A 23,545-nucleotide genomic window follows, 5' to 3' on the forward strand; every position below is an offset into this window, starting at 1 on the left:
CCTACCGCGTGAACGAGTAGATCTCGCTCCGCAGGTCCGCCGGCAGCCGCGCGTCGTCCCGCCCCGCGGCGGTGGCGAGCAGCGCCGTGACGCGACGGACGTGGCTGCCCGGCAGGGCCTCCATGCCGCGCAGCACCCGGCGGTACGTCAACTCCAGCTCGGCGTCGGTCAGTTCAACGCCGCCGCTGAGCAGAAGATGCAGCAGGTCGTGCGCGAGCGAGGTGGCCGGCTCTCCTTCCGTGGCCACGAACGTGGTCACGGAAGGGCCCAGCCACGCGAACACCGGGTCCATGACGTGCCGCACGAGAGAGTCGTTCGTCCCGCCGGACACCTCCATCTTGTGCCAGATCTCGTCCCAGTAGGGCCGGGACCAGCCGGGCCCGCCGTGACCCCGCGGGTAGCGGTAGAGCCAGTTCGCGTCGACCGGGTCCGGCGGCGCGGGCGCGCCGTACCGCGGCGCGACCTCGAGCGTGCGACGGCCGTCGGCGTCCCAGGACCGGTGCAGGGTCATCGACAGGGCGAAGTCCGTCCACTGCTCCTCGTTGAGCGCCGAACGCCACAACAGGGCGTGCCGGTGCCAGGCACTGACCGGGTTCGCCGAGCCGGGGAACAGCTCGGCGGCCGTGGTGCCGCCCGTCAGCAGCAGGATGACCAGGACGAGATTGGCGCCGTAGATGCCGTGCCGCGACGCGACCCTGAGCGTCGAGGGCCGGTAGGCGGGGTGCTGGTCACCGGCGCGGGTCTCGTGCTGGTCGAGTACGCGGATCAGGACCCGGCTGAGCCTGTCCCGCTCCGCCGAATCCATCCGCGCCGCCATCGCGCAGGCGAACCGCAGCATCTGACGCCCGGACAGGGGCGCGTACGAGAGCAGCGCGTACGCCAGGTCGTCGTCCACGCGCTGGTCGCCGAGGGCTAGGGCGGGCCGGTTCTGCACGAGCGCGCTCAGCACGTGCAGCGCGAGCCGCACCGCCAGATACTCGCCGAACGTGGCGTGCAGGAACTCGTACGTCGCGAGGACGTGGCCGTCGCGCACCGACTGGGCGCGCTGCACGAAGTAGAACCGGCCGAGCGCGACCTCGGCCGCGCCGAGCGGCGTGCGGAACCCGGAGGCCCCGGGGGACGAGCGGCCGAGGAGCGCGGCCAGATCCTCTTCGAGCTCGGCCGCCGAGACCCACTGACGGCGCCGGTTGAGCAGGGCGAACGCGACCAGGGACAGGCGCTGCATCTCCAGCTCGGCGCGCTCGCGCAGGAGGTCGTCGGGCACGGCGTCCCCGCTCGTCTTGCCGACCTCACGGCGCGCGAAGGAGAACAGGAGCTCCTCGTACAGATCGGCCTCGTCCAGCGGTTCCCCGCCGTCGCTCTGCAGGCCGTTGCCCGCCACGTCGTACAGGGCCAGCATCGTCAGGAGCAGCGGCTGCGCCGCGAGTGCTGCGTGCCGCGACACCACCTCCCACGACAGCGGGCGCAGGCCCCTCGCCGCGAACCCGGCCGCGTTGGCGTCGTTCCATACCGCGAGCCACTGCTGGATCTGCGCGGCCCGGAACGGTTCGAGGCGCAGCGCGACCATGCCGTCGGGGTAGCGCGCGCGGTCGGCGACGGACGTGCGGCTGGTCACCAGGGCCAGCAGGGGACGGCCCTGTTCCGACTCGCGCTCCTGGAAGCGGGCCACCCGGACCAGGAAGTCGTTGTGGTGCACCCCGGTCGTCTGCAGCAGCTCGTCGAACCCGTCGAGCAGGAGCACCGGGACCGCGCCCTGGGCCGAGCGGACCAGATCGGGCCACGTGACGCGCTCGCCGGTCGCGGCCCGCACCGCCTGCTCGATCTGCTCCTGGAGATCGTCCTCGGCGCGTACGTCGCGCAGCGGCACACGCACCGGCAGGAAACCGGCCGCGGGGAGCCGCGCCGCGAGCACCCGCGTCAGGACGGACTTGCCCGCACCGGGCTGCCCGAGCACCAGCAGGGGAGTCCGCTCCTGCCCCGCCGAGGTCAGCGCCCCGGCGAGATACCGGGTCAGGTCCTCGCGCACCGGGGCCCGCTCCCACCACGCCTCGTCCGCCGGCCCGTGCTGCCCGGCCACCGGCCGCACCCGGAAGTCCGGGTCCAGATACATCTCCTCCAGGGCCGGTACGCGGATGCCGTCGGGCGCCGACGCCGCGTCCAGGACCGGACGCGAGAGCGCCGCCTCGTGGGAACGGGCCAGGGCGGCCGCGACATCCACGGGTGGCCGCGCGTGCGACGCCGTACCGGCCAGCAGCGCCTCGATCCCCGCGAGGGCCCGCCGGACACCGGCCCGCGTCGCCCGGTGTTCGGTCAGCGTGGCCCAGAACCCGAACTCGGGTGCCTGCTGGGCGAGGTGGGCGTACAGACTGTCGTAGTGGACGCACGCCGCACCCGGTAGCGCACCCGTCAGGGCCCGCTCCGCCGCGTCCCGCCCCGCCGGCGTGAGCGTGTCCCACACCGCGAGGCCCGCCACGAACCGCACAAAGCGTCCGGACAGGGCCGCGTACCAGTCGCGGAGCTCCCGCGCCACGTCCTCCGGCGCGAGGTGCGGCGCAGGGAACGGCGCGTCCACCGCGGCGAGGGCCCGCGCGAAACCGGCGTCCGCCTCCCCGGCCCCGACCAGCGACAACTGCTCGCCACGGGTCAAGCGCACCGCGTCGAGGGAGAACGGGAGGTCCTGCTCCGCGAGCGCCTCGAACCAGGCGAGGACCACGACGACCGTGTGTGCGGCCCGCAGCACCTCGCCCCGCTCGACCCGCCCGTCCGCCGCTCCGAGCCGCGCCCCCACCCCGCGCACCGCGTCACGGCCGAGCCCCAGGATCCGGCCCCGCGCGTCCGCGATACGGAGGATTCCGTCGCTCACGCCGCCCGTCGCCACGGCCAGCACCCCGCCCAGCGACCGGTCGAGCGCCGCGAGGCGCGGCGGATCGGCGCCGAGCAGCACCAACGCGTCCGACAACGACAGCAGCCTGCGCGAACCCACCCGAACCCCCCATGGATCATGTGCGGACGGCCGCCACTCTGCCAGGACACGAGGCCGGGGTCCATCGAGCACGGTGCGTAAGCTGTGCGACACCGAGTGCGCGCCGTTCCCCCAAATGGCTTACCGTGTGGGCCGTGGACAGTCAGGGGAAGCGTGCGGTTCGGCTGCGCCTGACCGGGGCCGCGGCACTCGCCGCCGTATCGGGAGCGGCGGGTTCGTGGGCGTACCTGCGGGCCGGTGGGTCCGCGGGCGACGTGGTGCGAGACCTCTCCGTGGGCTGGGCGTACGCGGCCGCGGGGATCGTGGCCTGGCGGCGCAGGCCCGCCAACCGGACCGGCCCCCTGATGGTCGCCGAGGGCGTCACCTGGTTCCTCGGGAACCTCCAAGGCACCTCCGTACCCGCCCTGTTCGCGTTCGGCGCCTGGTGGGAGGCGCTGAACATGGCGATCCTCCTGCACCTCATCCTGTGCTTCCCCGAGGGCCGCCTCACGACGGTCCTGACCCGGCGTCTGGTCCAGTTCGCGTACGGGCTCGTCGCGGTCGGCGGCCTGCTGCGCACGCTCCTGTTCGACCCGGCACAGGCCACCGGCGCGACCTACCTCGACTGCCTGGGCTGCGGTCCGAACGCCCTGTTCATTCCCGGCACCCACGACCTCTTCGGCCCCGTCGACACCGTGTACCACGCGCTCGGCTGGGTCATCTCCGCCGGCGCCGCGGTCGCCATTGTGCAGCGCTGGCGGCACGCGTCCGCCGCCCGCAGGCAGGCGCTGCTCCCGGCGTGGATCGGCATCGGCGTCGCCGTCGTGTTCCTGATGTGGGACATGCTCTTCTACGTCGTGCCGTGGTTCGGCGACGCCGACGACACCGTTGAACAGGCCGTCTATCTGCTGTCCGACCTCGCGCAGGTCGCCGTGCCGTTCGCGTTCCTCGCCGGACTGCTGCGCATGCACCTCCAGCGCGCCGAGGTCAGCGGCCTCGTCATCGAGGTCGGCACCGACCCCGACCCGGCCCGGCTGCGCGAGGCGCTGGCCCGCGTCCTGGGCGACCCGACGCTGAGGCTCGGCCTGTGGCGGGAGGAGCGGGGCGCCTACGTCGACGGCTCCGGCCGTGAAGTGACGGTGGACGGCCCCGGCCGCACCCCCGTCGGCGCGGCGGACGGCCGCCCACTCGCGCTCCTGCACCACGACCCCGCGCTCATGGACGACCCGGAACTCCTCGCGTCGGTGGCCGCCGCGCTGCGCCTCGCCCTGGAGAACGTGTGGCTGCGCTCCCGCGCCAGGGACGTGAGCACGCGGATCGTGGAGGCGGCCGACTCCGAACGCAAGCGCCTGGAGCGGGATCTGCACGACGGGGCGCAGGCCAGGCTGGTCTTCGCGCTGATGGCGCTGCGACGTGTCGAACGCGGCCTCGCCGACCATCCCGACGCCGCGCTGCGCGCATCCGTGACCGAGGCGGCGTCCAGCCTCAGGCTCGCCATCGAGGAACTGCGCGGCCTCGCCCACGGCCTGCACCCGGCGGTCCTCACCCGCGAGGGCCTCGGCCCCGCGCTGACCGCGCTGGCCAGGGAGGCGGCCCTGCCGGTCGTCGTCGCGGCCGAACCCCGGCGCTATGACGCGGTCGTCGAGTCGACCGCCTACTTCACGGTGTGCGAGGCCCTGTCCAACGCGGCCAAGCACGCCGGTGCCCGAGCCGTCAGCGTCTCCGCGACGCACCACGACGGCCGGCTCGTCATCGAGACCGTCGACGACGGAGTCGGGGGAGCGGACAGCGCGCGCGGCAGTGGCCTGCGCGGCCTCGCGGACCGGCTCGCCGCCGTCGACGGAGTGTTGCATGTACACAGTCCCGCCGGTGGCGGGACCAGAATCAGGGCGGAGCTTCCGTGCGGGTGATCGTTGCCGAGGACTCGGCGCTGCTGCGGCAGGGGATCGTACGACTGCTGTCGGACGAGGGATTCGAGGTGTCCGCGGAGTGCTCCGACACGGTGCCGCTCCTCGCGCTCGTCGCCGAGCACCGTCCTGACGCCGTGCTCCTCGACATCCGCATGCCGCCGACGCACACCGACGAGGGTCTGGTCGCGGCGGCCGCGATCCGCGCGGCGCACCCCGGCACGGGCGTGCTGCTGCTGTCCCAGTACGTCGAGACGACCGACACCGTCAGGGCCCTGGCGGAGCAGCCCGAGGGCTTCGGCTATCTCCTCAAGGAGCGCGTCGCCGACATCGACGAACTCGGCGGAGCACTCAAGCGCGTGGCGTCCGGCGAGACGGTCCTCGACCCGCTCGTCGTGGCCAGGCTCATGAACACCCCCCGCCCCACGAGCCCTCTCGACGACCTCACCGGCAGAGAGCGGGACGTGCTGGCCCTGATGGCCGAGGGCCACTCGAACGAGGCGATAGCCCAGCGTCTCGTCATCGGCGGAAAAACGGTGGAGACGCACGTACGGAACATCTTCGGCAAGCTGCGCCTCGAACCGGATCTGCTCGAACACCGGCGCGTGCGCGCGGTGCTGACCTACCTGCGTGCCTGACCCCGCCCGTTCGCGCGGAGTGAAGCAGAGTGAAGAGGTCCCGGCTGACCGCTCCGAAGGCGACGTCGTCCCCCGATTTGCCCCCGTGGCTCCCCCGTACGTCGACTGCGGAGCGGTGCCGGTGAACTCAACTCTAGGCAGCCCGGGGGCCCGGGACATCAGGGCCAGCCCTGAGATCCGGAGTAGTTGCTACCGGAACCGGTCACGGGGGCCGAAGCGCGAGTTCAGCGGGGTGCGCAGCGCCCGACCACCGCACCCGCACGGTCGATGCAGAGTACATCGACTTGGACGGGTGCGCCCCGCAACACGCGCAGAGCCTCGTCGCGGGCGGTCGCGGCCACCAGGTCGCCGAGCGGCGGCCACAACTGCAGTGCCGCGAGGCCGGTGTTGGCGTCCGCCACCGCCGCCGCGACCTCCGCGCCCGCGCCCGCCTCGGCCGCGAGCCCGGCCAGGAAGGACTTGTCGACCTGCGAGCGCGCCGAGTGCAGATCCAGGTGCCCGGCCGCGAGCTTCGACAGCTTGGCGAACCCGCCGCAGACCGTGAGCCGGTCGACGGGGTGACGCCGCACGTACTTGAGGACCGCCCCAGCGAAGTCACCCATGTCGAGGAGCGCGTCCTCGGGCAGCCCGTACTCGGCGACGACGGTCTTCTCGGACGTCGACCCGGTGCAGCCCGCCACATGCGTGCGCCCGGCGGCCCGCGCCACGTCCACACCCCGCCGGATCGAGTCGATCCACGCGGAGCAGGAGTACGGCACCACGATGCCCGTCGTCCCCAGTATGGACAGCCCGCCGAGGATCCCGAGCCGCGGGTTCCAGGTCGACCGGGCGATCTCCTCACCGTGGTCGACGGACACGGTGATCTCGACATCACCGCTCCCGCCGTGGCGCTCGGCGACAGCCGCGACGTGGTCCCGCATCATCTGCCGCGGCACGGGGTTGATCGCCGGTTCCCCGACGGCGAGGGGCAGCCCAGGGCGGGTCACGGTGCCGACGCCCGGGCCCGCCCGGAACGCGACGCCGGACCCGGCGGGCAGCAGCCGCACCGACGCCCGCACGAGCGCGCCGTGCGTGACGTCAGGGTCGTCGCCCGCGTCCTTCACGATGCCCGCCATGGCGTGCTCGCCGGTCAGCTCCTCGGCCGCCAGCGCGAACGCGGGCGTCTGCCCCTTCGGCAGCGTGATCGTCACCGGGTCCGGGAAGTCGCCGGTCAGAAGCGCGGTGTACGCGGCCGTGGCCGCACCCGTCGCACAGGCACCGGTCGTCCAGCCGGGCCGCAGCCCGGTGTGCTTGAGTTGGGCGCCGCGTCCGCCCTTGGCTCCGCCGGCGTCACTCATGAAGGGACCCCGTACCCGTGCACGTACTGATCCTCGGTGGCACGACCGAGGCCCGGCGCCTCGCGCAGGCCCTGACCGCCGGCCACCCCGGGTGGCGCGTGACGAGCTCGCTGGCCGGCCGGGTCGCCCGGCCCCTGCTGCCCGCGGGCGAGGTGCGGACCGGTGGTTTCGGGGGAGCCGATGGCCTGGCCCGCGCGCTGCGCGAGCTCCAGGTGGACGCGCTCATCGACGCCACCCATCCTTTCGCCGGGACGATCAGTTTTCACGCGGCACAGGCCGCGGCCACCGTCCATGTTCCCCTGCTGGCACTGCGCCGCCCCGGCTGGGTCCCCGCACCGGACGACGACTGGCACCACGTGAACTCCCTGGAGGAGGCGGCGACGGCACTGCCGTCCCTGGGCACACGGGCGTTCCTGACGGTGGGCCGCCTGGGCGTCCCGCCCTTCGCGTCCATCGACGACGTCCATTTCCTGATCCGCTCGGTGGACCACCCCGATCCGCCTCTGCCCCCTCACGCGGAGGTCCTACTGGACCGGGGCCCTTTCACGCCGGAAGGAGAACGGGAGCTGCTCCTGGCTCACGCCATCGACGTACTGGTGACGAAGGACAGCGGGGGAGAGGCGACGGCCCCGAAGCTCGTCGCGGCGCGAGAGGCGCGCATCCCGGTCCTGGTGGTACGACGGCCGGAGGTGCCGGCGGGAGTGACAGTGGTGGGATCGGTGGCGGAGGCGGTGGAATGGGCGGGTGGCCCGGGCAGATCCGGCCCGTCCGGCGTTTGAGGACGAGCCCGGAGGGTGACAGCGGGGGTCCGGGGGCGCCGCCCCCGGGACGTGCGCCCGAACCTATTCCACCGCACAAGCAACCGCGTTGACCGCCGCCGCGGCCATCGCACTGCCGCCCCGCCGCCCCCGCACCACCAAATACTCCAGCCCCAGTTCCCCCGCATGCTCCACCAGCGCGTCCTTCGACTCGACCGCCCCCACGAACCCGACCGGAACCCCGATCACCGCGGCGGGCGGCGCCGCCCCCTCCCGCACCAGTTCCAGGAGCCGGAAGAGGGCCGTGGGCGCATTGCCCACAGCGACCACCGCCCCGCCCATCCGCTCCCGCCACAGCTCCAGCGCCGCGGCGGAGCGCGTCGTGCCGAGCCGCTCGGCGAGCGCCGGAACCGACGGGTCGGACAGCGTGCACACCACGTCGTTGTCCGCGGGCAGCCGCTTGCGGGTGATGCCGCTGGCCACCATGGACACGTCGCACAGGACGGGTGCGCCCCCGCGCAGCGCCTCACGGGCGCGGACCGCGACGTCCGGCGAGTACGCGAGGTCGCCCGCCAGGTCGACCATCCCGCACGCGTGGATCATCCGGACCGCGACCTGGGCCACCTCCGCGGGCAGCCCGCCGAGATCGGCTTCGGCGCGGATCGTGGCGAAGGACCGGCGGTAGATCTCCGCCCCGGACTTCTCGTACTCGAACGCAGTGCTCACGGCGGGGAGCCTATCCAGCGGTGCGCACTTCACAGGGTGCGGGGCCCGGGTCTATAGTCCAAAACTAGCAGTGCTAATTAACTTCCCCCAGGAGCCGCACGTGCGTCCCGTCCACTTCGCCGCCGCCCGCCGCACCCCGATCGGAAAGCTGCGCGGGTCCCTGTCCGCCGTGCGCCCGGACGACCTCGCGGCCGGTGTCATCCGCGGGCTGCTCGCCGGTGTCCCGGAGCTCGACCCGGCCCGGATCGACGACGTCTACTGGGGCGCCGCGAACCAGGCCGGCGAGGACAACCGCAACATCGCGCGCATGGCCGCCCTGCTCGCGGGCCTGCCCGAGTCCGTACCCGGCGCGACCGTGAACCGGCTGTGCGCCTCCGGGCTCGAAGCCGTCACCACCGCCGCCCGCACCATCGCCTCCGGCGAGGCCGACGTCGTCCTCGCGGGCGGCTCCGAGTCCATGAGCCGCGCCCCCTTCGTGCTCCAGCGCCCCGACGAGGCGCTCCCGCACAAGATGGAGACGTACGACACACGCCTGGGCTGGCGGCTGGTCAACCCGAAGATGAAGGAGCTGCACGGCGTCCTCGCCATGGGGGAGACAGCCGAGGAGGTCGCCGACCGCTACGACGTCTCGCGCGAGCGCCAGGACGCCTTCGCGCTGCGCAGCCACCACAACGCCGCCGAGGCCCGCAAGAACGGCCTCTTCGACGCCGAGATCCTCCCCGTCACGCGCCCGGACGGAGTCGTCGTCGACCAGGACGAGTGCATCCGCCCCGACACGTCCCTGGAGAAGCTGGGCACGCTCAAGCCGGTCTTCCGCAAGGGCGGCACCGTCACCGCGGGCAACGCCTCGCCCATGAACGACGGCGCCGCCGGCCTGCTCCTGGTCAGCGAGGAAGCCCTGCACGACCTGGGCCTCGAATCCCTCGGCCGGTACGTCGCCGGTGCTTCCGCCGGAGTGCACCCCGACGTCATGGGCATCGGCCCCGTGCCTGCCACGCAGAAGGCGCTCGCCCGCGTCGGCTGGTCCGTCGAAGACATCCAAGAGGCCGAGTTCAACGAGGCCTTCGCCGCCCAGGCCCTCGCCTGCGTCGATGCGCTCGGCATCGACCCCGAGCTGGTGAACCCCACCGGCGGCGCCATCGCGCTCGGCCACCCGCTCGGCTGCTCCGGCGCCCGCATCCTCACCACCCTGCTCCACCGCATGCGCCGCACCGGCGGCTCGCGTGGCCTCGCCACCATGTGCGTCGGCGTCGGCCAGGGCTCGGCCGTCCTCGTCGAGCGCTCCTGAACCCCCGCACAACGTAAGGAACGTGAAGAAGATGAGCAGCAGGTTCACCGGCCGCGTGGCCGTCGTGGACCTCACGGCAGAGCGTGCCGAGGCCATCGTCGAGACCACCTTCGCATGCATCGACGACGAACTCGGCGGACTGCACCTCCTCGTGGCCAACACGGGCGTCACCCGCGACGGCATGTTCTTCAAGACGTCGAGGCCCGATGCCGGTCGGATCGCGGGGTCGTGGTCTTGCGGGTGGGTGCGGTCAGCGGCTGTTGCCAATGCTGGGCGCCCCACCGGGAGGTGCAGGCCGGATCCGCCGCGACGACGGCGATGTCCAGCTCGGCGGCCATGGATACTGGGCGGGCCTTCAGCTTCGCGGTGGGAAAGCGGGCGATGAGACGGCGGAAGCGCTTGTTGCGGCCGTGCTTCTCACGGGACTTGCCGTCGGTGAAGTCCAGGTCCTCGATGGCGATCGCGGCAGCCCCACAGCGGCGGGCGTGGCCATCGGCGCCGCGTTACTCACACACCTTCGAAAGCAGCCCAGCGCGTGCAGTTGCCAACCCCCGCCGCGCAGGGGGCGCCGTCCCAGCATGCGGCGCCCCCTGACGCCGACCAGATAGATGGGTTTAGCATCTGTCCCCGGTATGTACTCCATAACCCTCTGGGAATTCGCCGCGCTGGCCGCCGCGGCCGTGCTCGTCGGATTCTCGAAAACGGCCGTCAGCGGCGCCAACACGGTGAGCCTCGCCATCTTCGCGGCGGTCCTGCCCGCCCGTGAGTCCACCGGCATCCTGCTGCCCGTCCTCATCGCCGGCGACGTCCTCGCCGTACTGACCTACCGAAGACACGCCCACTGGCCCACCCTGTGGCGGCTCTTCCCGGCCGTGGCCGGGGGAGTGGTCCTCGGCACGCTCTTCATGGTGTGGGCCGACGACGCCATGGTGCGTACGTCGATCGGGGCGATCCTGCTTCTGATGGCCGCCGTCACGGTGTGGCGCAGGCGCCGGGAGGACGCTCCGGCCGTCGAGGAGACCGCGAGCCGTGCCGGCCGCGCGAAGGCCCGCTCCTACGGCGTGCTCGGCGGCTTCACCACCATGGTCGCCAACGCCGGCGGGCCCGTCATGTCGATGTACCTGCTCTCGGCGGGCTTCCGGAAGCTCGGCTTCCTGGGCACCTCCGCGTGGTTCTTCCTCATCGTCAACTCGGCCAAGGTGCCCTTCAGCGTGGGCCTCGGCCTGATCAACTGGCGCTCGCTGCTCCTCGACGCGGCGCTGGTCCTGTTCGTCGTACCCGGCGCGTTCATCGGCAAGGCCTGCGTGCACCGCATCAACCAGCGGCTGTTCGAGCGGCTTGTGATCGCGGCGACGGTGGTCGGCGGGGTGCAGCTCCTGCTGCGCTGAGCCGCCGTCACGACGCGGACAGGACCTTGTCCCGGCTGCGGGACGGCAGGTACTTGCCCCGCTCCCGAAGCGGGATGACATCGGCGATCAGCGCCATCGCCGTCACCATCAGGCCACCCGCGCCGATGCCCTGAACCGCGCGCCACGCGATGAGCAGCGTCATGTTCGTGGCGAGCCCGCACAGGAACGAGCCGGTGATGAAGACGATCGCCGAGACCTGGAAGACCACCTTGCGCCCGAACAGGTCACCGAACTTGCCGACCAGCACGGTGGCGACGGTCTCCGCGAGGAGGTAAGCCGTCACGACCCACGACATGTGCGCGGCACCGCCCGGATCCGACACGATCGTGGGCAGCGCCGTGCCGACGATGGTCTGGTCGAGCGCGGCGAGCAGTATGCCCAGCATGATCGTCACGAAGACGACGTTGCGGCGCCGCCGGTCCAGCACGGGGGGCTGCGCCGGGGGCTGCACGGTCTCCGTTGTGGTGGTCTCACCCGGCCAGCCTCACACTGCGCACGCCTCTGCGCGTGCTCCTGCGGAGCTTTATGGGTGACGGGCGGTGCGACTGTGCTGGGCGGGGTTTTGCGGGGCTGCCACCCCGCGCCCCGCTGTCCGGGGGCGCGGGGGTGGGGTTTTCGCTGCGGGTTGTGGGGCTGGGTGCGCAGTTCCCCGCGCCCCTTCGTGGCGGGCCTGGGCGAGCAGTTATGGGTGTAGGCGGGGGGCGTTTGTTGCTGCGTCCAGGGTGGGGGGTTGGTTTTCCACCTTCTTGGCCAGCGTTGTCGCCCAGGTTTCCAGGGATGTCAGGTCGATTCCGTGCGGGGCGGGCCGGGCCGTCGCCTCGCGCCAGGTGGTGAGGCCCGTGGCGCCGCGGCGCAGGAGGCGGGCGCCGCCCGCCGTGTTCCCCCGGGCCGCGTGCGTCAGGCCCACCGCCAGCTGCGCCAGGGCGCGCCACAGACCGCGCTCCTCCTCGGGGCCCGACTTCCACGCGTCCTCGAACACCTCGTGCGCGTGGAACGGCCGGCCCGCGTCGAGCAGCGCCTGCGCCTCCGCGACCGTCTCGCCGGGAGTGCGCACCACCCCTTCCGGCTGCCGCGCCACCCCCTCCGCGCCGTACGGCAGCGGACGGCCGAGGCCATCGCGGGGGCGCGCGTTCCGGGCCCGCCCCTCCTCGTCACGGTCGCGGTTCCGGCCACTGCTCACGTCGCTCATGCCTCGATTGTCCCGCGCCGGCGCCAGGCCGTCCCGAGCGGTCCCGCCGGCACCCGGGGCCCCTCGCACCGGCTACAGACCACCCCTGAGCTTGGGGTATTGTTCTTTCTGCGCCGCCAAGCGGAAAATCGCCGGGCGGCGCGACCGGGACGTGGCGCAGCTTGGTAGCGCACTTGACTGGGGGTCAAGGGGTCGCAGGTTCAAATCCTGTCGTCCCGACGGTCAGCATTTTGCATTGCAGGTCAACGGCTGGTTCGAGGTTCTCGAACCAGCCGTTGTCTGTTTTGGCCGGCTGAGAGCACACGTGGCCCCGGCTCTTCGCCGCCTTGGTGGACAACCCCACGGTCGTCCTAGGCGGGCATCACGAGCACCGCCCGCCCCCGGATCAGCCCCCGGCGAAGCCGGTCGATGCCGTCCGGTGCCGAGGAGAGCGGGAGCTGCTCCGTCTCCACGCGCAGGGCGCCGGAACGGGCAAGGGCGATGACCTCGGCCAGTTCCTGGCGGGTGCCCCAGAAAGGGAGCGAGAGGCGGACGCCCGGAGGCAGGAACCCGGGCTTGCGGACTGTGAGTTGACCGCCGCCGCTGCCCACGATCGCCAACTCGCCGCCAGGGCGCAGGACTTCGGTGGCGAGATCGAGCGTGGGCTGTGCCCCGGCGAAGTCGAGCACGGCGTCCACGCCGACCCCGCCGGTCGCCTTCCGCAGGGCGGCGGCGGTGTCGGCGTCCATCGGGATGCTCTGATGCGCGCCGGAGCGGTCCGCGAGGGCGAGGGCCTCGGGGCGCAGGTCGACGGCGAGTACGCGGCTCGGAGTGGTCGCACGCAGGATCTGGACGGCGAGGTGTCCGAGGCCGCCGACGCCGACGACCACCGCCGTGCTGCCCTCGCCGAGTGCCTGCCGCACTCCGGCGACGGCGTGGTACGAGGTCAGACCGGCGTCGGAGAGCGGCGCCGCCTGATCGGCCGGGAGGTCGCCGATCGGCACCAGATGGCGGGCGGCGGGGACGAGCACGTACTCGGCCATGCCTCCGTCGCGGCCGAGCCCCGCCCCGTGCCAACCGAGGGCGCCGCGCCGGTCGCAGTGGTTGTCCTGTCCGGCGGCGCAGCGGGCACAACTCCCGCATCCCCACGGGCCGTAGACCACGACACGCTCGCCCGGCGCCGGTCCGCCGTCCGCACCGGGGCCGAGGGCGGCGACCTGCCCGGCGATCTCGTGGCCGAGCGTGAACGGCGGCCGGTAGGGGAGTGTCCCCGGGGCCGCGTCGAGGACATGGAGGTCGGAGTGGCACAGCCCGGCGGCCTCCACGCGCACCAGGACTTCTCCCGGCCCTGGCACCGGCCGGTCGAGGCCGGTGAGCTCCGGTTCCTGTCCCCAGTCCTTCAGTCGCAGCGCCTTCATCTTCACCGTTTCACCGTCCGGGGTCTTGTCAGTTCGGCGGCCGTGACGATAACAGATATGAAGTCAGTTCAATAACGGTCGTGGTCGACCTGGCGAAGGGCTGGAACATGAGTGAGGGTACGCGGCAGGCGCAACAGGAGAGGTTCACGGGCAAGGTCGCCTTGGTGACGGGGGCCGGATCGGGCATGGGGGCCGCCATCGCACGGGAGTTGGCGGCAGAGGGTGCGGCGTGCGTGGTGCTCGCCGATCTGAACGGCGAGGCGGCCAAGGCCGTGGCCGCCGAACTGCCCGCCGGACGGGCAGCCGCGGTCGAGCTCGACGTGGCCGACGCGGCGGCGGTCGAAGGTGCCGTCGCCGACGTGGTGCGTGAGCACGGCCGGCTCGACGTGGTCGTGCACGCCGCCGGCGTCGACGACCCGAAAGCCAAGCAGCTCATCGCGGACGCGCTGGTCGAGGGGCGTCCGCCCGAGATCACCGACCGGCTGGACGACGCCTCCTGGGGGCGCGTCATGCGGGTCAATCTCGACGGCACGTTCCATGTGCTGCGCGCGGCGGTGCGGGTGATGCGCCCGGCCGGAGCCGGCGCGATCGTCGTCATCGGCTCCTCGTCGGCCTTCGACACCCCGGTCGGCTACCCCCACTACTCCGCGTCCAAGGCCGGCGTGCACGCGCTCAGTCAGGCCGTGGCCAAGGAGGTCATCGCCTCCGGGATCCGGGTCAACGTGGTCGCGCCGGGCCCGACGGAGACCGGCATGGCCGCGCGGACGCCCGCGGCACTGCGCAGCGGCTTCGCCGATCTGCGGGTACGCCCCTACGCGACGCCCGGGGAGATCGCCGACATCGCCCTGTTCCTGGCGAGCGACGCCGCCGCGAACCTGGTCGGAGCGGTGCTCCTCGCCAACGGGGGCCGCTTCACGGCCTGATTCAGCCTGATCCGCGGCCCGGTCCGGGGTCTGTATCACCGCTCGATGCGCGGCCTGATCGGCTTCGCGGCAAATCAACTCGTGCACGGGTATTGCCCGGGCCGGAGCCGAGTGCTTACGGTCCATGAATTGAGTTCAGTTCGTAATTTCATCGGTGATGCTGAGGCGCCGGACCCGGGCGTGCGGCACGAGGAGACGGTCGACGTGGATCAGTTCTTGCTCGTCCTGGTGAGCGGTCTCGCCAGTGGCGCGGTGTACGGCCTGATGGGGCTCGGGCTCGTGATCATTTATCGGGCCACGGACGTGGTGAATTTCGCCCTCGCCAGCCTGGCGACGATCGGGCTGTACGCGGCGCTGACCCTGTACGACGAGGGCCTGCCGCTCGTCCTGGCCGCAGGGGCCGCGGTCGTCGTCACCGCGACGGTCGGTCTCGCCGCCCGGGAGACGGTCATCAGGCCCCTCGCCCATGGGGAGTTGCTCTCGGCCCTGGTGATGACCATGGGCGTGTCCCTCATCGTGGAAAGCGTCATCAGCACGATCTGGGACGACCAGCCACGGCTCTTCCCGAGCCTGGTGGACGGGTCGGTCTCGTTCGGCGACGCGGCCGTACCGACGCAGAGCCTGCTGACCATCGGTGTGGCGGCCGTCGCGATGGCGCTGGTGGCGTACCTCTTCGGGCGCACCACCATCGGTTCCGCGATGCGCGCCGTCGCCGAGTCCGCAGACACCGCGCAGATCCTCGGCCTCGGCTCGCAGCGCATCGCCCGGGTCGCCTGGGCGCTCGGCCTCGGCCTGGGCGCGCTGGCCGCCATCCTGTACGCACCCCGCGCGGGGCTGCTGCCCACCGTGCTCAGCGCCCCGCTCTTCCGCGCCTTCGCCGGGATGTTCCTCGGCGGGCTGACGAGCATGTACGGCGCCGTCATCGGAGGGCTGACGGTCGGCGTGCTCGACAACCTGGCCGCGAGCTACGTATCGGCCGGATACCGGGACACGTTCGTGTTCACGTTCACCATCGTCGTGCTGCTGATCCGCCCGCAGGGGCTGTTCGGCATGCGCGCGTTCCAGAGGGTCTGAGGGAGCGCTCCATGTCCGTCTTCAGCCGTTCCAACCTTCTGAGGGCAGGGTTCGGGCCGCTCGGCGCGGTCCTCCTCATCCTCGTCCTGCACAGCGGCGTCGTCCCGCCCTACCAGGCCTACTCCGTCGGGCTCGCCGCCGTCTACACCGTGCTCGTGCTCTCCGTGAACCTGCTCGCGGGGTGGGCCGGCATCTGGTCCATCGCGCATCCCGCCTTCTTCGCCCTGGGTGCCTACTTCGCCTCGTACGGCAGTACGCACGGCTGGTCGTTGGAGGTCGTCGTGCTCGGGGCCGCCGGGTGCGCCGCGGCCTTCGGGGCGTTCCTCGGCGGAGCCGGCGCGCGGTTCTCCATGCTGTATCTGGCCCTGCTGACCCTCGCGTTCACCATGGTGTCCCTGGAGGTGATGGGCCAGTGGACCGACGTCACCGGCGGTGACCAGGGCATTCCGATGGAGGAGCTGCACAGCGCCCTGGGGCTCGGCACGCTCTCCAGCGCCGGCACGCAGGCCCAGTACATCGCCGTGGGCGTGGCCGGAGTCGCCCTCGCCGTGGGCGCGCTGGCCCGGCCGAGCGCCCTGCGCATGCGGCTGGTCGCGGCCAAGTCCCATCCGCTGGCGGCCCGTTCGGTAGGCATCGCGCCCGAGGCCCAGTCGGCCCTCGCCTTCGCCGTGAGCGCCGTGTTCGCCGCGCTCGCCGGAGTGCTCCTCGCCCTGGTCGTCGGTTTCGTCAGCCCCGACCCGTTCTCGCTGGCCCTGGCGATCTCGCTGATCGCCGCGTGCGTGCTCGGGGGCGCGGGGACGCTGGTCGGTGCGGTGGTCGGCGGCGCGTACCTGACCTGGGCGCCCACCGCCGCCGAGACCGTCGGCGTCGCGCAGCCGATCCTCCAGGGAGTCGTGCTCATCGCGGCCCTGGTGTTCCTGCCGGGCGGCGTCGTGCCGTTCCTCGGGCGCGCCCTGCGCCGGCTCTTCGGACGCACCACGGCGAAGCCGCCCACCCTCGTCGAGGCGGCCGAACAGGTGCCGCCGCCCGTGCCGGCACCCGCGCCGACCGCCCCCGAACTGCTGCGCGTCGACGACGTGGGTGTCTCCTTCGGCGGCGTGAAGGCACTCGAAGGCGCGTCGATGACCGTACGGGCCGGTGAGACCGTCGCGATCATCGGCCCCAACGGGGCAGGGAAGACAACGCTGTTGAACGTCCTGTCCGGTCTCGTCGGCGGCGGCCGGGTGACGGGAAGCGCACAGTACACGGGCAAGCCCCTGCTCAAGAGCCGGGCCACGACACGGCGCGGGCTCGGCATCGGCCGCACCTTCCAGCACGCCGAGACGTTCCCGGAGCTGACCGTCGCCGAGAACATCCTGTGTACCCACCGCCGCGTCACCGCCCACCACCGGGCCAGGGCCGCCGAACTCCTCGAGAGCGTCGGCCTGGCACCCTTCGCGGACCGTCGCCCCGCCGAGCTGCCCTTCGGCCTGCACAAGCGCCTCGACCTGGCCCGGGCGCTCGCCGAGGAACCCCGACTGCTGATCCTGGACGAGCCGTTCGGCGGGCTCGACGCCGGTGAACGCACCCTGCTCGCGCGGGAGATCGTGCGCCAGCAGCAGCGCGGCACCGCCGTCGTCATCATCGACCACGTCCTCGACGACCTGTTCGCCGTCGCCCACCGCGTCGTCGCCTTCGACTTCGGACGGCCCGTCGGCGAGGGTCTGCCCGGCACGATCCTGGACGACCCCCGGGTCCGTACGTCCTACCTCGGCGAGGGCGGCGACCGCGTCGAACTCCCGCCCCGCGACGACCTCGCGACAACCGCCGTACAGCTCAAGGGAGTCGACCACTCCTACGGCGGCGTCGCCGCGCTGCGCGGCATCGACCTCACCGTCCCCGAGGGCAGCGTGCTCGGCGTTGTCGGCGCCAACGGTGCGGGCAAGTCCACCCTGGGCCAGATCCTGCACGGCACCCTCGCCCCCACCCACGGTCGGCGCACGGCCGACGGTGACCTGCGCAGCGCGCTCGTGCCCGAGGGCCGGGCCCTGTTCAAGACGCTCTCCCTGCGGGAGAACCTGGAGGTCGCCGCGTACGCCGCGGGGATCAAGGGCGCGGACCTGCGCGCCCGCCTCACGCAGACCGGCGAATGGCTGCCGCCGCGGCTGCGCGAACGCATGGGGATGCCGGCCGCCGGCCTGTCCGGCGGCGAACAGCAGATCCTCGCCATCGCCCGCGCCCTGATGGCGCGGCCCGATCTGCTGATCGTCGACGAACCGGCCCTCGGCCTCTCCCCGGCGATGGTCACCGAGGTGTACGCCCGCCTCGGCCGGCTCGCGCGGGACGGCATGACGGTCGTCCTCCTCGAACAGTCGCTGACCCGCGCCGCGTCCGCCTGTCACGAGGTCGTCGTCCTGCACGACGGCCGCGTCGCCGCCCAGGGCGAGCCTGCCGACCCCGAGTTCCTCGCCCGCGCCGAACGGGCCTACTTCGACGGCGAGGAAGACGCGCCCGTGGCCGCCGTACAGGGCTGAGACCGAACGAGCTCAACAGATTCCGGTGATGTGGTGAGGAGAACGACCGTGCAACCTCAAGGTGCCGACCTGCCCGTGATCGCAGCGGAAGGTGTCGACCTGCTCGTCATCGGCGCGGGCATGGCCGGACTGACAGCCGCCGCCCGGGCCGTCAGGGACGGTCTGTCCGTCGCCGTCGTGGAGAGCGCCCCGGACGTGGGAGGCTCCGCGCGCTACGCGGGCTACGCCTGGACCGCCCCCGACCACGCGACGATGGACGCGCACAACCCGCGCGCTGACCGGGCGCTCAAGCGGGCCCTCGTGGACCGGTTCGCCGACGGCATCGACTGGATCCGGTCCATCGGCGTCGAGGCCAAGGACGCCCAGCCCGTCCTCAGCTTCGGCCGCGGCCACCGGTTCGACACCAATCACTACGTCGACACCTGCCGCCGGCTGATTGCCGAGGGCGCGGGCGAGGTGCTCCTCAACACCGAGACGGAGCAACTCCTCCTCGAGGACGGCATCGTGACCGGCGCCGAGGTGCGCGCGGCCGACGGCGGACGCCGCCGCATCCGCGCCACGGCCACCCTCCTCGCCACCGGCGGCTTCCAAGGCGACCCCGAACTTCGCACCGCCCATGTGCACGCCCATGCGGACCGGATGCAGCTGCGTTCCAACCCCCATAGCACAGGCACCGGGTACCGCCTCGCGACTGCGATCGGCGCGGCCACCGGCAGCGAGAACGCGGGGTTCTACGGACACCTCATCCCCAGCGGCATCCCGTTCGCCGACCCGGCCGACTTCGTCGACATGTCGCTGTACTACAGCGAGCACGCTGTCCTGCTCAACCTGCGCGGCGAGCGGTTCGTCGACGAGACGCTCGGCGACCACCTCACCACCATGGCCCTCCTCGACCAACCCGAGAGCCGCGGACTCCTCATCGCCGACGCCCGGGTGTTCCGAGACTGGATCGTCGGCTCGTACGTCGAAGGGGCGGTCGCCGTCGACAAGTTCGCCCTCGCCAGCAAGCGCGGCGGCCGAGTCGGACTCGCCGGGGACCTCGACGAACTCGCCTACCTGCCCGAGGAGTGGGGTTACGACGCCGCGGTCGTCCGGGACGCCGTACGGCGCTTCAACGAACAGGTCACCGCGGAACCGGGTCCGGCACCCGGCCGGGCACTCGATCGTCTCCCGCTGGACCAGGCGCCGTACTACGTCATCGAGGCCGTGCCCGCCATCACCTTCCCCTTCCACGGCCTGCGTATCGATGACCAGGCCCGCGTCCTGGGCGAGGAGAACGGACGGCCGCTGCCGGGGCTGCTCGCCGCCGGATCGGACACCGGCGGCTTGTGGGATCGCGCGTACGCGGGCGGCATCGCCTCGGCCCTCGTCTTCGGCCTGACGGCGGCGCGGACCGCTGCCGCGGCGGCCCACCACTGAGAACCCCCGCATGCGGAAGGGCACGATGAACACCACCGGCACCCACGGCAGCGCCATCGACCACAAGGCCTTCTTCATCAACGGATCGTGGCGGGCCGCCGACGGCACCGGCCACTTCGACGTGATCTCCCCGAGGTCCGAGCAGCGCATCGGACGGGTCCCGGCAGCCTCCAGGAACGACATCGACGCGGCGGTGGCCGCGGCCCGGCAGGCGTTCGACGAAGGGGAGTGGCCACGGCTGAGCCCGGTCGAGCGCGCCGGCCATCTGACCCGGCTCGCCGACGGCATCGAGCGACGCGGCGCCGAACTCGGACACGGCCCGCAAGGAAGGCGCGACCATCGCGTACGGCGGCCGCAGGCCCGCGGGACTGACGCGCGGCTGGTACTTCGAGCCGACCCTCGTCACCGACGCGCACAACGGCATGACGGTGGCCCGGGAGGAGATCTTCGGGCCCGTCGCCGCGCTCATCCCGCACCGGGGCGAGGACGACGCCGTGCGCATCGCCAACGACAGCGAACTCGGCGTCGCCGGTTCCGTGTTCACGGCCGACCCGGTCCACGGTTTCGACATCGCCCGGCGCGTGCGCACCGGCACGTTCTCGGTCAACACCTTCGCCGCCGACCTGGGCTCGCCCTTCGGCGGCTTCAAGAAGTCGGGCCTCGGCAGGGAACACGGGCCGGGCGCCGTCGAGGAGTTCCTGGTCACGAAGACGATCTCGACCGACCCGGCCGCGGGCCTGCCCGCCGAGGTGACGGAGGGCGTTCCGCACGGCACCGGCCCCGGCACCACCCACTGAGCCCCTGCCCGAATGCGACAGCAAGTTGGAGAACTCATGCACGACCGGCACCCCGACATCGACCCCCGGCTGCTCTCCGAGACCGAGGGACAACGTGAACTCCGCTCCGTCCTGAGGGACTTCTTCGCCGAATTCAGCGGACCCGACGCCGTCCGCGCGCACATGGCGGGCCCGCGCGGACACGATGAGCGGCTCTGGGCGCGGCTCGCCGACGAGATCGGCGTCCAGGGCCTCGCGATCCCCGAGGAGTACGGCGGATCCGGCTACACCTTCGCCGAACTCGCCGTCGCACTGGAAGAGTCGGGCCGCGTCTTGTGCTCCGCGCCGCTGCTGCCCACTGTGGGCCTCGCCGCCCCCGCGCTGCTCGGCAGCGGCGACCGGCAGGCGTGCGAGCGGTATCTGCCGCGGATCGCGAACGGCACTCTGACCGCGACCGTGGCAGGCCTTCATGACCCCGAGTCCAGCATCCGTGCCGAGCGAGGGAACGAGGGCACGGTACTGCGCGGCGCGGCGGACTTTGTGCTCGACGGAGCGGGCGCCGACCTCATTCTCGTGCGGGCCCAGACCCCGGACGGACCAAGGCTGTTCGCCGTCGAACCGGACCCGGACACCTGCCTTCGGACTCCGCACCGCGTCCTGGACGAGACCCGGCGTCAGGCGCGGGTGGAGTTCCGGGGCGGGCCCGCCACGCCCGTGGGGGAGTCCGACGAGACGACGGCCGTCCTCGACACGGCGCGGGCAGCGCTCGCCGCCGAGCAGGTCGGCGGCAGCAGCCACGCCCTGGACGCCACCGTCGAATTCGTCGCGCAGCGCGAGCAGTTCGGGCGTCCCATCGGCTCGTTCCAAGCCGTCAAGCACCGTCTTGCCGACGTGCTGGTCGCGCTGGAGGCGGCCCGATCGGCATCCGCGTACGCGACCGCCTGCGTCGCCCTCGGCTCGCCCCAGCTGCCGGTGGCCGCCGCTGCCGCCGCCACGGTCTGCTCCGAGACATTCCGCCTGGCCACAGCCGAGTACGTCCAGCTGCACGGCGGGATCGGCTTCACCTGGGAGCACCCTGCGCACCTGTACGTCCGCCGCGCGCGCAGCGGAGCGGTGCTCTTCGGCACCCCCGCGAGTCACCGTGCCCGGCTCGCCGAACTCATCGGTCTCGCGGCGAACACCGCCGCCGCCACCGTCACCGCTTGAGCCGAGGGGAGACACACATGAACGCACCGAGCACCCCTGCCCTCGCCGCACCCTTCACGCTCGGCGGGCACACCCTCCGCAACCGTCTCGTCGCCACCGCGCACGCCACCGCGGCCGTCGCCCACGGCGCCCCCACCGAAGCCGACCACGCCTACTGGCGCCGCCTGGCGCAGGGCGGCGCCGGCATGGTCATCACCGGCGGCACCGCCGTCGCCCCGGAGTCGACCCTGCCGCAGCGCTATCTGACCGAGGCGTGGCGCCCCGAGATCAAGGACGCCGTGCGCCGCCGCGCCGAGGCCATCACCCAAGGCGGCGCCGTAGCGATCGCCCAACTCGTGCACCTCGGCCGCGAGACCCTCGGCGCGGGAACGTACTACCCGCCGGTCTCCGCGGCCGCCGTCCGTTCGCCCCGCGAGGCGACCGCGCCCCACCCGCTGAGCGCGGAGGAGGTACGCCGCGTCGTCGACGCCTTCCGCATCTCGGCGGCCAACAGTGTGCAGGCCGGCTTCGACGGCGTCGAACTGCACGCCGGACACGGCTACTTGCTCGCCCAGTTCCTCTCCCGCGCCACCAACACCCGCGACGACGAGTACGGCGACCGGATCGCCCTGCTCGCCCAGGTCATCGATGCCATCCGCACCGAGATCGGCCGGCACTCCATCGGAGTACGGGTGTCGGCGGAACCCGGCGAGAACTCCGGGCTCGGCCTCGACGATCTCGTCGAACTGCTGCCGCGTCTGCACGCCGCCGCGCCGTTCACGTACGTCAATGTCACTACCGGCGTCCGCAACACCTACGTCCCCGGCATGGCCACCACCCGCCCGCCGCTCCTCGCGTCCGTGGCCCGGCTGCGCGCCGCGACCGGGCTGCCGCTGCTGGTCAGCCAGGGCTTCCGGTCCGCCGCCGACATCGAGCGGGCGCTGGACTCGGGTGCCGATCTGGTCGGCTTGGCGCGGCCGTTCATCGCCGACCCCGACTTCGCGCGCAAAGCCGTCGCCGGGGACGAACGCTCCATCCGCCCCTGCACGGGCTGCAATGAGGGCTGCCGCACCTTCGAACCCACCGGCTCGTGCTCGGTCAACCCGGAGCTCGGACCGCCCGGCGCGGCCGCCCGTCCGGCCGTGCCGCTGCTGCTCGGCCGCCCCGGGACCGGTGGTAGCGACGGCCCCGTCGCCATCATCGGTGCAGGTCCCGCTGGGATGGAGTGCGCGGCGGCACTGGCCCGCACCGGCCACGAGGTCGTCGTCTTCGACGGCGCCCCGCACGTCGGCGGGCAGACCCGGCTCGCCGGCCGCGCCGCGCACCGCTCCGGGTGGCTGAAGCTCATCGACTACCAGCGCAATCAACTCGCCGACCTGGGCGTTGAGGTGCGTCTCGGGACCGTACCGGCGTCGGCCGAACTGTCGGAGTACGCCCAGGTCGTGCTCGCCACCGGCGCGCAGGAGGCGTCGGTGCCCTTGCCGGGCTCGCTGCCCACCTTCCGGAGCACGGACTTCCTCGATCGCTGCGCCGACTTGGTGCCGAGCGCGCCCCGGGTGGTCGTCCTCGACGACGGGTTCGGCTGGTGGCTGGGCATCAGTGCCGTAGAGAGCGCCTTTGCGGCCGGTGCCGGCGAGGTCACCCTCGTCACGCCGGGCAACGGCTTCGCGACCGGCATCTCCGCGGAGAACCGCACGCAGTTGACGAACCGACTGGGCGGTGCGCCGCTCCGCGTCATCGCGCTGACCACCGTGACCGCCACGACGGACGGCGGATTGCGGCTGCGGGGCGTCCTCGACGGACGCGAGACCGACCTCGCAGCCGACGCCCTGGTGACTGTCGGCGAACGGCGCCCACGCCGCCCGGACTTCACAGGCGTCGACGGCCGGACCGCCCGCGCGATCGGCGACTGCGTCGTCCCCCGCCTGGTGGCCCACGCCGTCGCCGAGGGGCGCGCGGCGGCCGAGGCGGTCGGGGACCGCGCGCCGTGACCGGCGTACAGCCCCCTGCTCCCCCACTGCACTGCAATCCCATTCCCAAGGAG

At 72.7% G+C, this 23,545-nt stretch carries 16 protein-coding genes, 1 tRNA gene and 4 pseudogenes; 14 read left to right on the top strand and 7 right to left on the bottom strand.

What is annotated here, in order from left to right; all coding sequences use genetic code 11:
* Position 1 precedes the first annotated feature (1 nt).
* A complete protein-coding gene (locus ACWIGU_RS29360) occupies positions 2-2,983 on the bottom strand; it encodes an NACHT N-terminal helical domain 7-containing protein (protein WP_454404712.1) in 2,982 nt (993 codons plus the stop codon).
* A gap of 134 nt (positions 2,984-3,117) precedes the next feature.
* Between ACWIGU_RS29360 and ACWIGU_RS29365 the strand changes: the two genes are divergently transcribed.
* Both ACWIGU_RS29365 and ACWIGU_RS29370 read left to right on the top strand, forming a co-directional pair.
* Positions 3,118-4,872, top strand: coding sequence for a histidine kinase (locus ACWIGU_RS29365; protein WP_454404713.1), 1,755 nt, complete (start codon positions 3,118-3,120; stop codon positions 4,870-4,872).
* Positions 4,869-5,507, top strand: coding sequence for a response regulator (locus ACWIGU_RS29370; RefSeq protein WP_454404863.1), 639 nt, complete (start codon positions 4,869-4,871; stop codon positions 5,505-5,507). The genes ACWIGU_RS29365 and ACWIGU_RS29370 overlap by 4 nt, the downstream gene beginning before the upstream one ends.
* 224 nt (positions 5,508-5,731) lie before the next feature.
* Here ACWIGU_RS29370 and ACWIGU_RS29375 read toward each other — a convergent pair whose 3' ends face one another.
* Complete coding sequence (locus ACWIGU_RS29375; RefSeq protein WP_454404714.1) at positions 5,732-6,844, bottom strand: cobalt-precorrin-5B (C(1))-methyltransferase; 1,113 nt, start codon at positions 6,842-6,844, stop codon at positions 5,732-5,734.
* Positions 6,845-6,861: 17 nt separating this feature from the next.
* Here ACWIGU_RS29375 and ACWIGU_RS29380 point away from each other — a divergent pair, with 17 nt between their 5' ends.
* Positions 6,862-7,623 (top strand): cobalt-precorrin-6A reductase, encoded by a 762-nt coding sequence (locus ACWIGU_RS29380; RefSeq protein WP_454404715.1) that lies wholly within the window; start codon positions 6,862-6,864, stop codon positions 7,621-7,623.
* A 63-nt stretch (positions 7,624-7,686) separates the two neighbouring features.
* Here ACWIGU_RS29380 and ACWIGU_RS29385 read toward each other — a convergent pair whose 3' ends face one another.
* Complete coding sequence (locus tag ACWIGU_RS29385) at positions 7,687-8,328, bottom strand: precorrin-8X methylmutase (protein WP_100592895.1); 642 nt, start codon at positions 8,326-8,328, stop codon at positions 7,687-7,689.
* 100 nt (positions 8,329-8,428) lie between these two features.
* Between ACWIGU_RS29385 and ACWIGU_RS29390 the strand changes: the two genes are divergently transcribed.
* Entirely contained in the window at positions 8,429-9,616 is a 1,188-nt protein-coding gene (locus ACWIGU_RS29390; RefSeq protein WP_454404716.1) for a thiolase family protein, read from the top strand.
* Positions 9,617-9,843: 227 nt separating this feature from the next.
* Here the strand turns inward: ACWIGU_RS29390 and ACWIGU_RS29395 are convergent.
* A pseudogene (locus tag ACWIGU_RS29395) lies at positions 9,844-10,104 on the bottom strand (IS200/IS605 family accessory protein TnpB-related protein); the annotation flags it as partial.
* Between the two features lie 144 nt (positions 10,105-10,248).
* Here ACWIGU_RS29395 and ACWIGU_RS29400 point away from each other — a divergent pair.
* The gene (locus tag ACWIGU_RS29400) at positions 10,249-11,004 is read left to right on the top strand and encodes a sulfite exporter TauE/SafE family protein (RefSeq protein ID WP_454404717.1); all 756 of its coding nucleotides are present in this window, start codon (positions 10,249-10,251) and stop codon (positions 11,002-11,004) included.
* A 49-nt stretch (positions 11,005-11,053) separates the two neighbouring features.
* Here ACWIGU_RS29400 and ACWIGU_RS29405 read toward each other — a convergent pair.
* Positions 11,054-11,476, bottom strand: a pseudogene (locus ACWIGU_RS29405) (MFS transporter); the annotation flags it as partial.
* Between the two features lie 231 nt (positions 11,477-11,707).
* Complete coding sequence (locus tag ACWIGU_RS29410) at positions 11,708-12,214, bottom strand: DUF309 domain-containing protein (RefSeq protein ID WP_454404718.1); 507 nt, start codon at positions 12,212-12,214, stop codon at positions 11,708-11,710.
* A gap of 145 nt (positions 12,215-12,359) precedes the next feature.
* On the opposite strand from ACWIGU_RS29410, the gene ACWIGU_RS29415 reads away from it, so the two are divergent.
* Positions 12,360-12,433 (top strand) — tRNA-Pro (locus ACWIGU_RS29415).
* A gap of 131 nt (positions 12,434-12,564) precedes the next feature.
* Here ACWIGU_RS29415 and ACWIGU_RS29420 read toward each other — a convergent pair.
* Entirely contained in the window at positions 12,565-13,611 is a 1,047-nt protein-coding gene (locus ACWIGU_RS29420; RefSeq protein ID WP_454404864.1) for an NAD(P)-dependent alcohol dehydrogenase, read from the bottom strand.
* A gap of 107 nt (positions 13,612-13,718) precedes the next feature.
* Between ACWIGU_RS29420 and ACWIGU_RS29425 the strand changes: the two genes are divergently transcribed.
* The 8 genes and pseudogenes from ACWIGU_RS29425 (at position 13,719) to ACWIGU_RS29460 (ending at position 23,492) form a co-directional block, all read left to right on the top strand.
* Positions 13,719-14,534, top strand: coding sequence for an SDR family NAD(P)-dependent oxidoreductase (locus ACWIGU_RS29425; protein ID WP_454404719.1), 816 nt, complete (start codon positions 13,719-13,721; stop codon positions 14,532-14,534).
* A gap of 204 nt (positions 14,535-14,738) precedes the next feature.
* Complete coding sequence (locus ACWIGU_RS29430) at positions 14,739-15,608, top strand: branched-chain amino acid ABC transporter permease (protein ID WP_454404720.1); 870 nt, start codon at positions 14,739-14,741, stop codon at positions 15,606-15,608.
* An 11-nt stretch (positions 15,609-15,619) separates the two neighbouring features.
* Complete coding sequence (locus ACWIGU_RS29435; protein ID WP_454404721.1) at positions 15,620-18,121, top strand: ATP-binding cassette domain-containing protein; 2,502 nt, start codon at positions 15,620-15,622, stop codon at positions 18,119-18,121.
* 75 nt (positions 18,122-18,196) lie between these two features.
* Positions 18,197-19,540, top strand: a complete 1,344-nt coding sequence (locus ACWIGU_RS29440) for an FAD-dependent oxidoreductase (protein ID WP_454404722.1) — start codon at positions 18,197-18,199, stop codon at positions 19,538-19,540.
* Positions 19,541-19,565: 25 nt separating this feature from the next.
* A pseudogene (locus ACWIGU_RS29445) lies at positions 19,566-19,838 on the top strand (aldehyde dehydrogenase family protein); the annotation flags it as partial.
* A 25-nt stretch (positions 19,839-19,863) separates the two neighbouring features.
* Positions 19,864-20,337, top strand: a pseudogene (locus ACWIGU_RS29450) (aldehyde dehydrogenase family protein); the annotation flags it as partial.
* A 36-nt stretch (positions 20,338-20,373) separates the two neighbouring features.
* Entirely contained in the window at positions 20,374-21,522 is a 1,149-nt protein-coding gene (locus ACWIGU_RS29455) for an acyl-CoA dehydrogenase family protein (RefSeq protein WP_454404723.1), read from the top strand.
* A gap of 17 nt (positions 21,523-21,539) precedes the next feature.
* On the top strand, positions 21,540-23,492 hold the full coding sequence (locus tag ACWIGU_RS29460) for an FAD-dependent oxidoreductase (protein WP_454404724.1): 1,953 nt from the start codon (positions 21,540-21,542) through the stop codon (positions 23,490-23,492).
* Positions 23,493-23,545: the final 53 nt, after the last annotated feature.

The sequence above is a fragment of the Streptomyces sp. NPDC055400 genome (genome assembly GCF_053644375.1).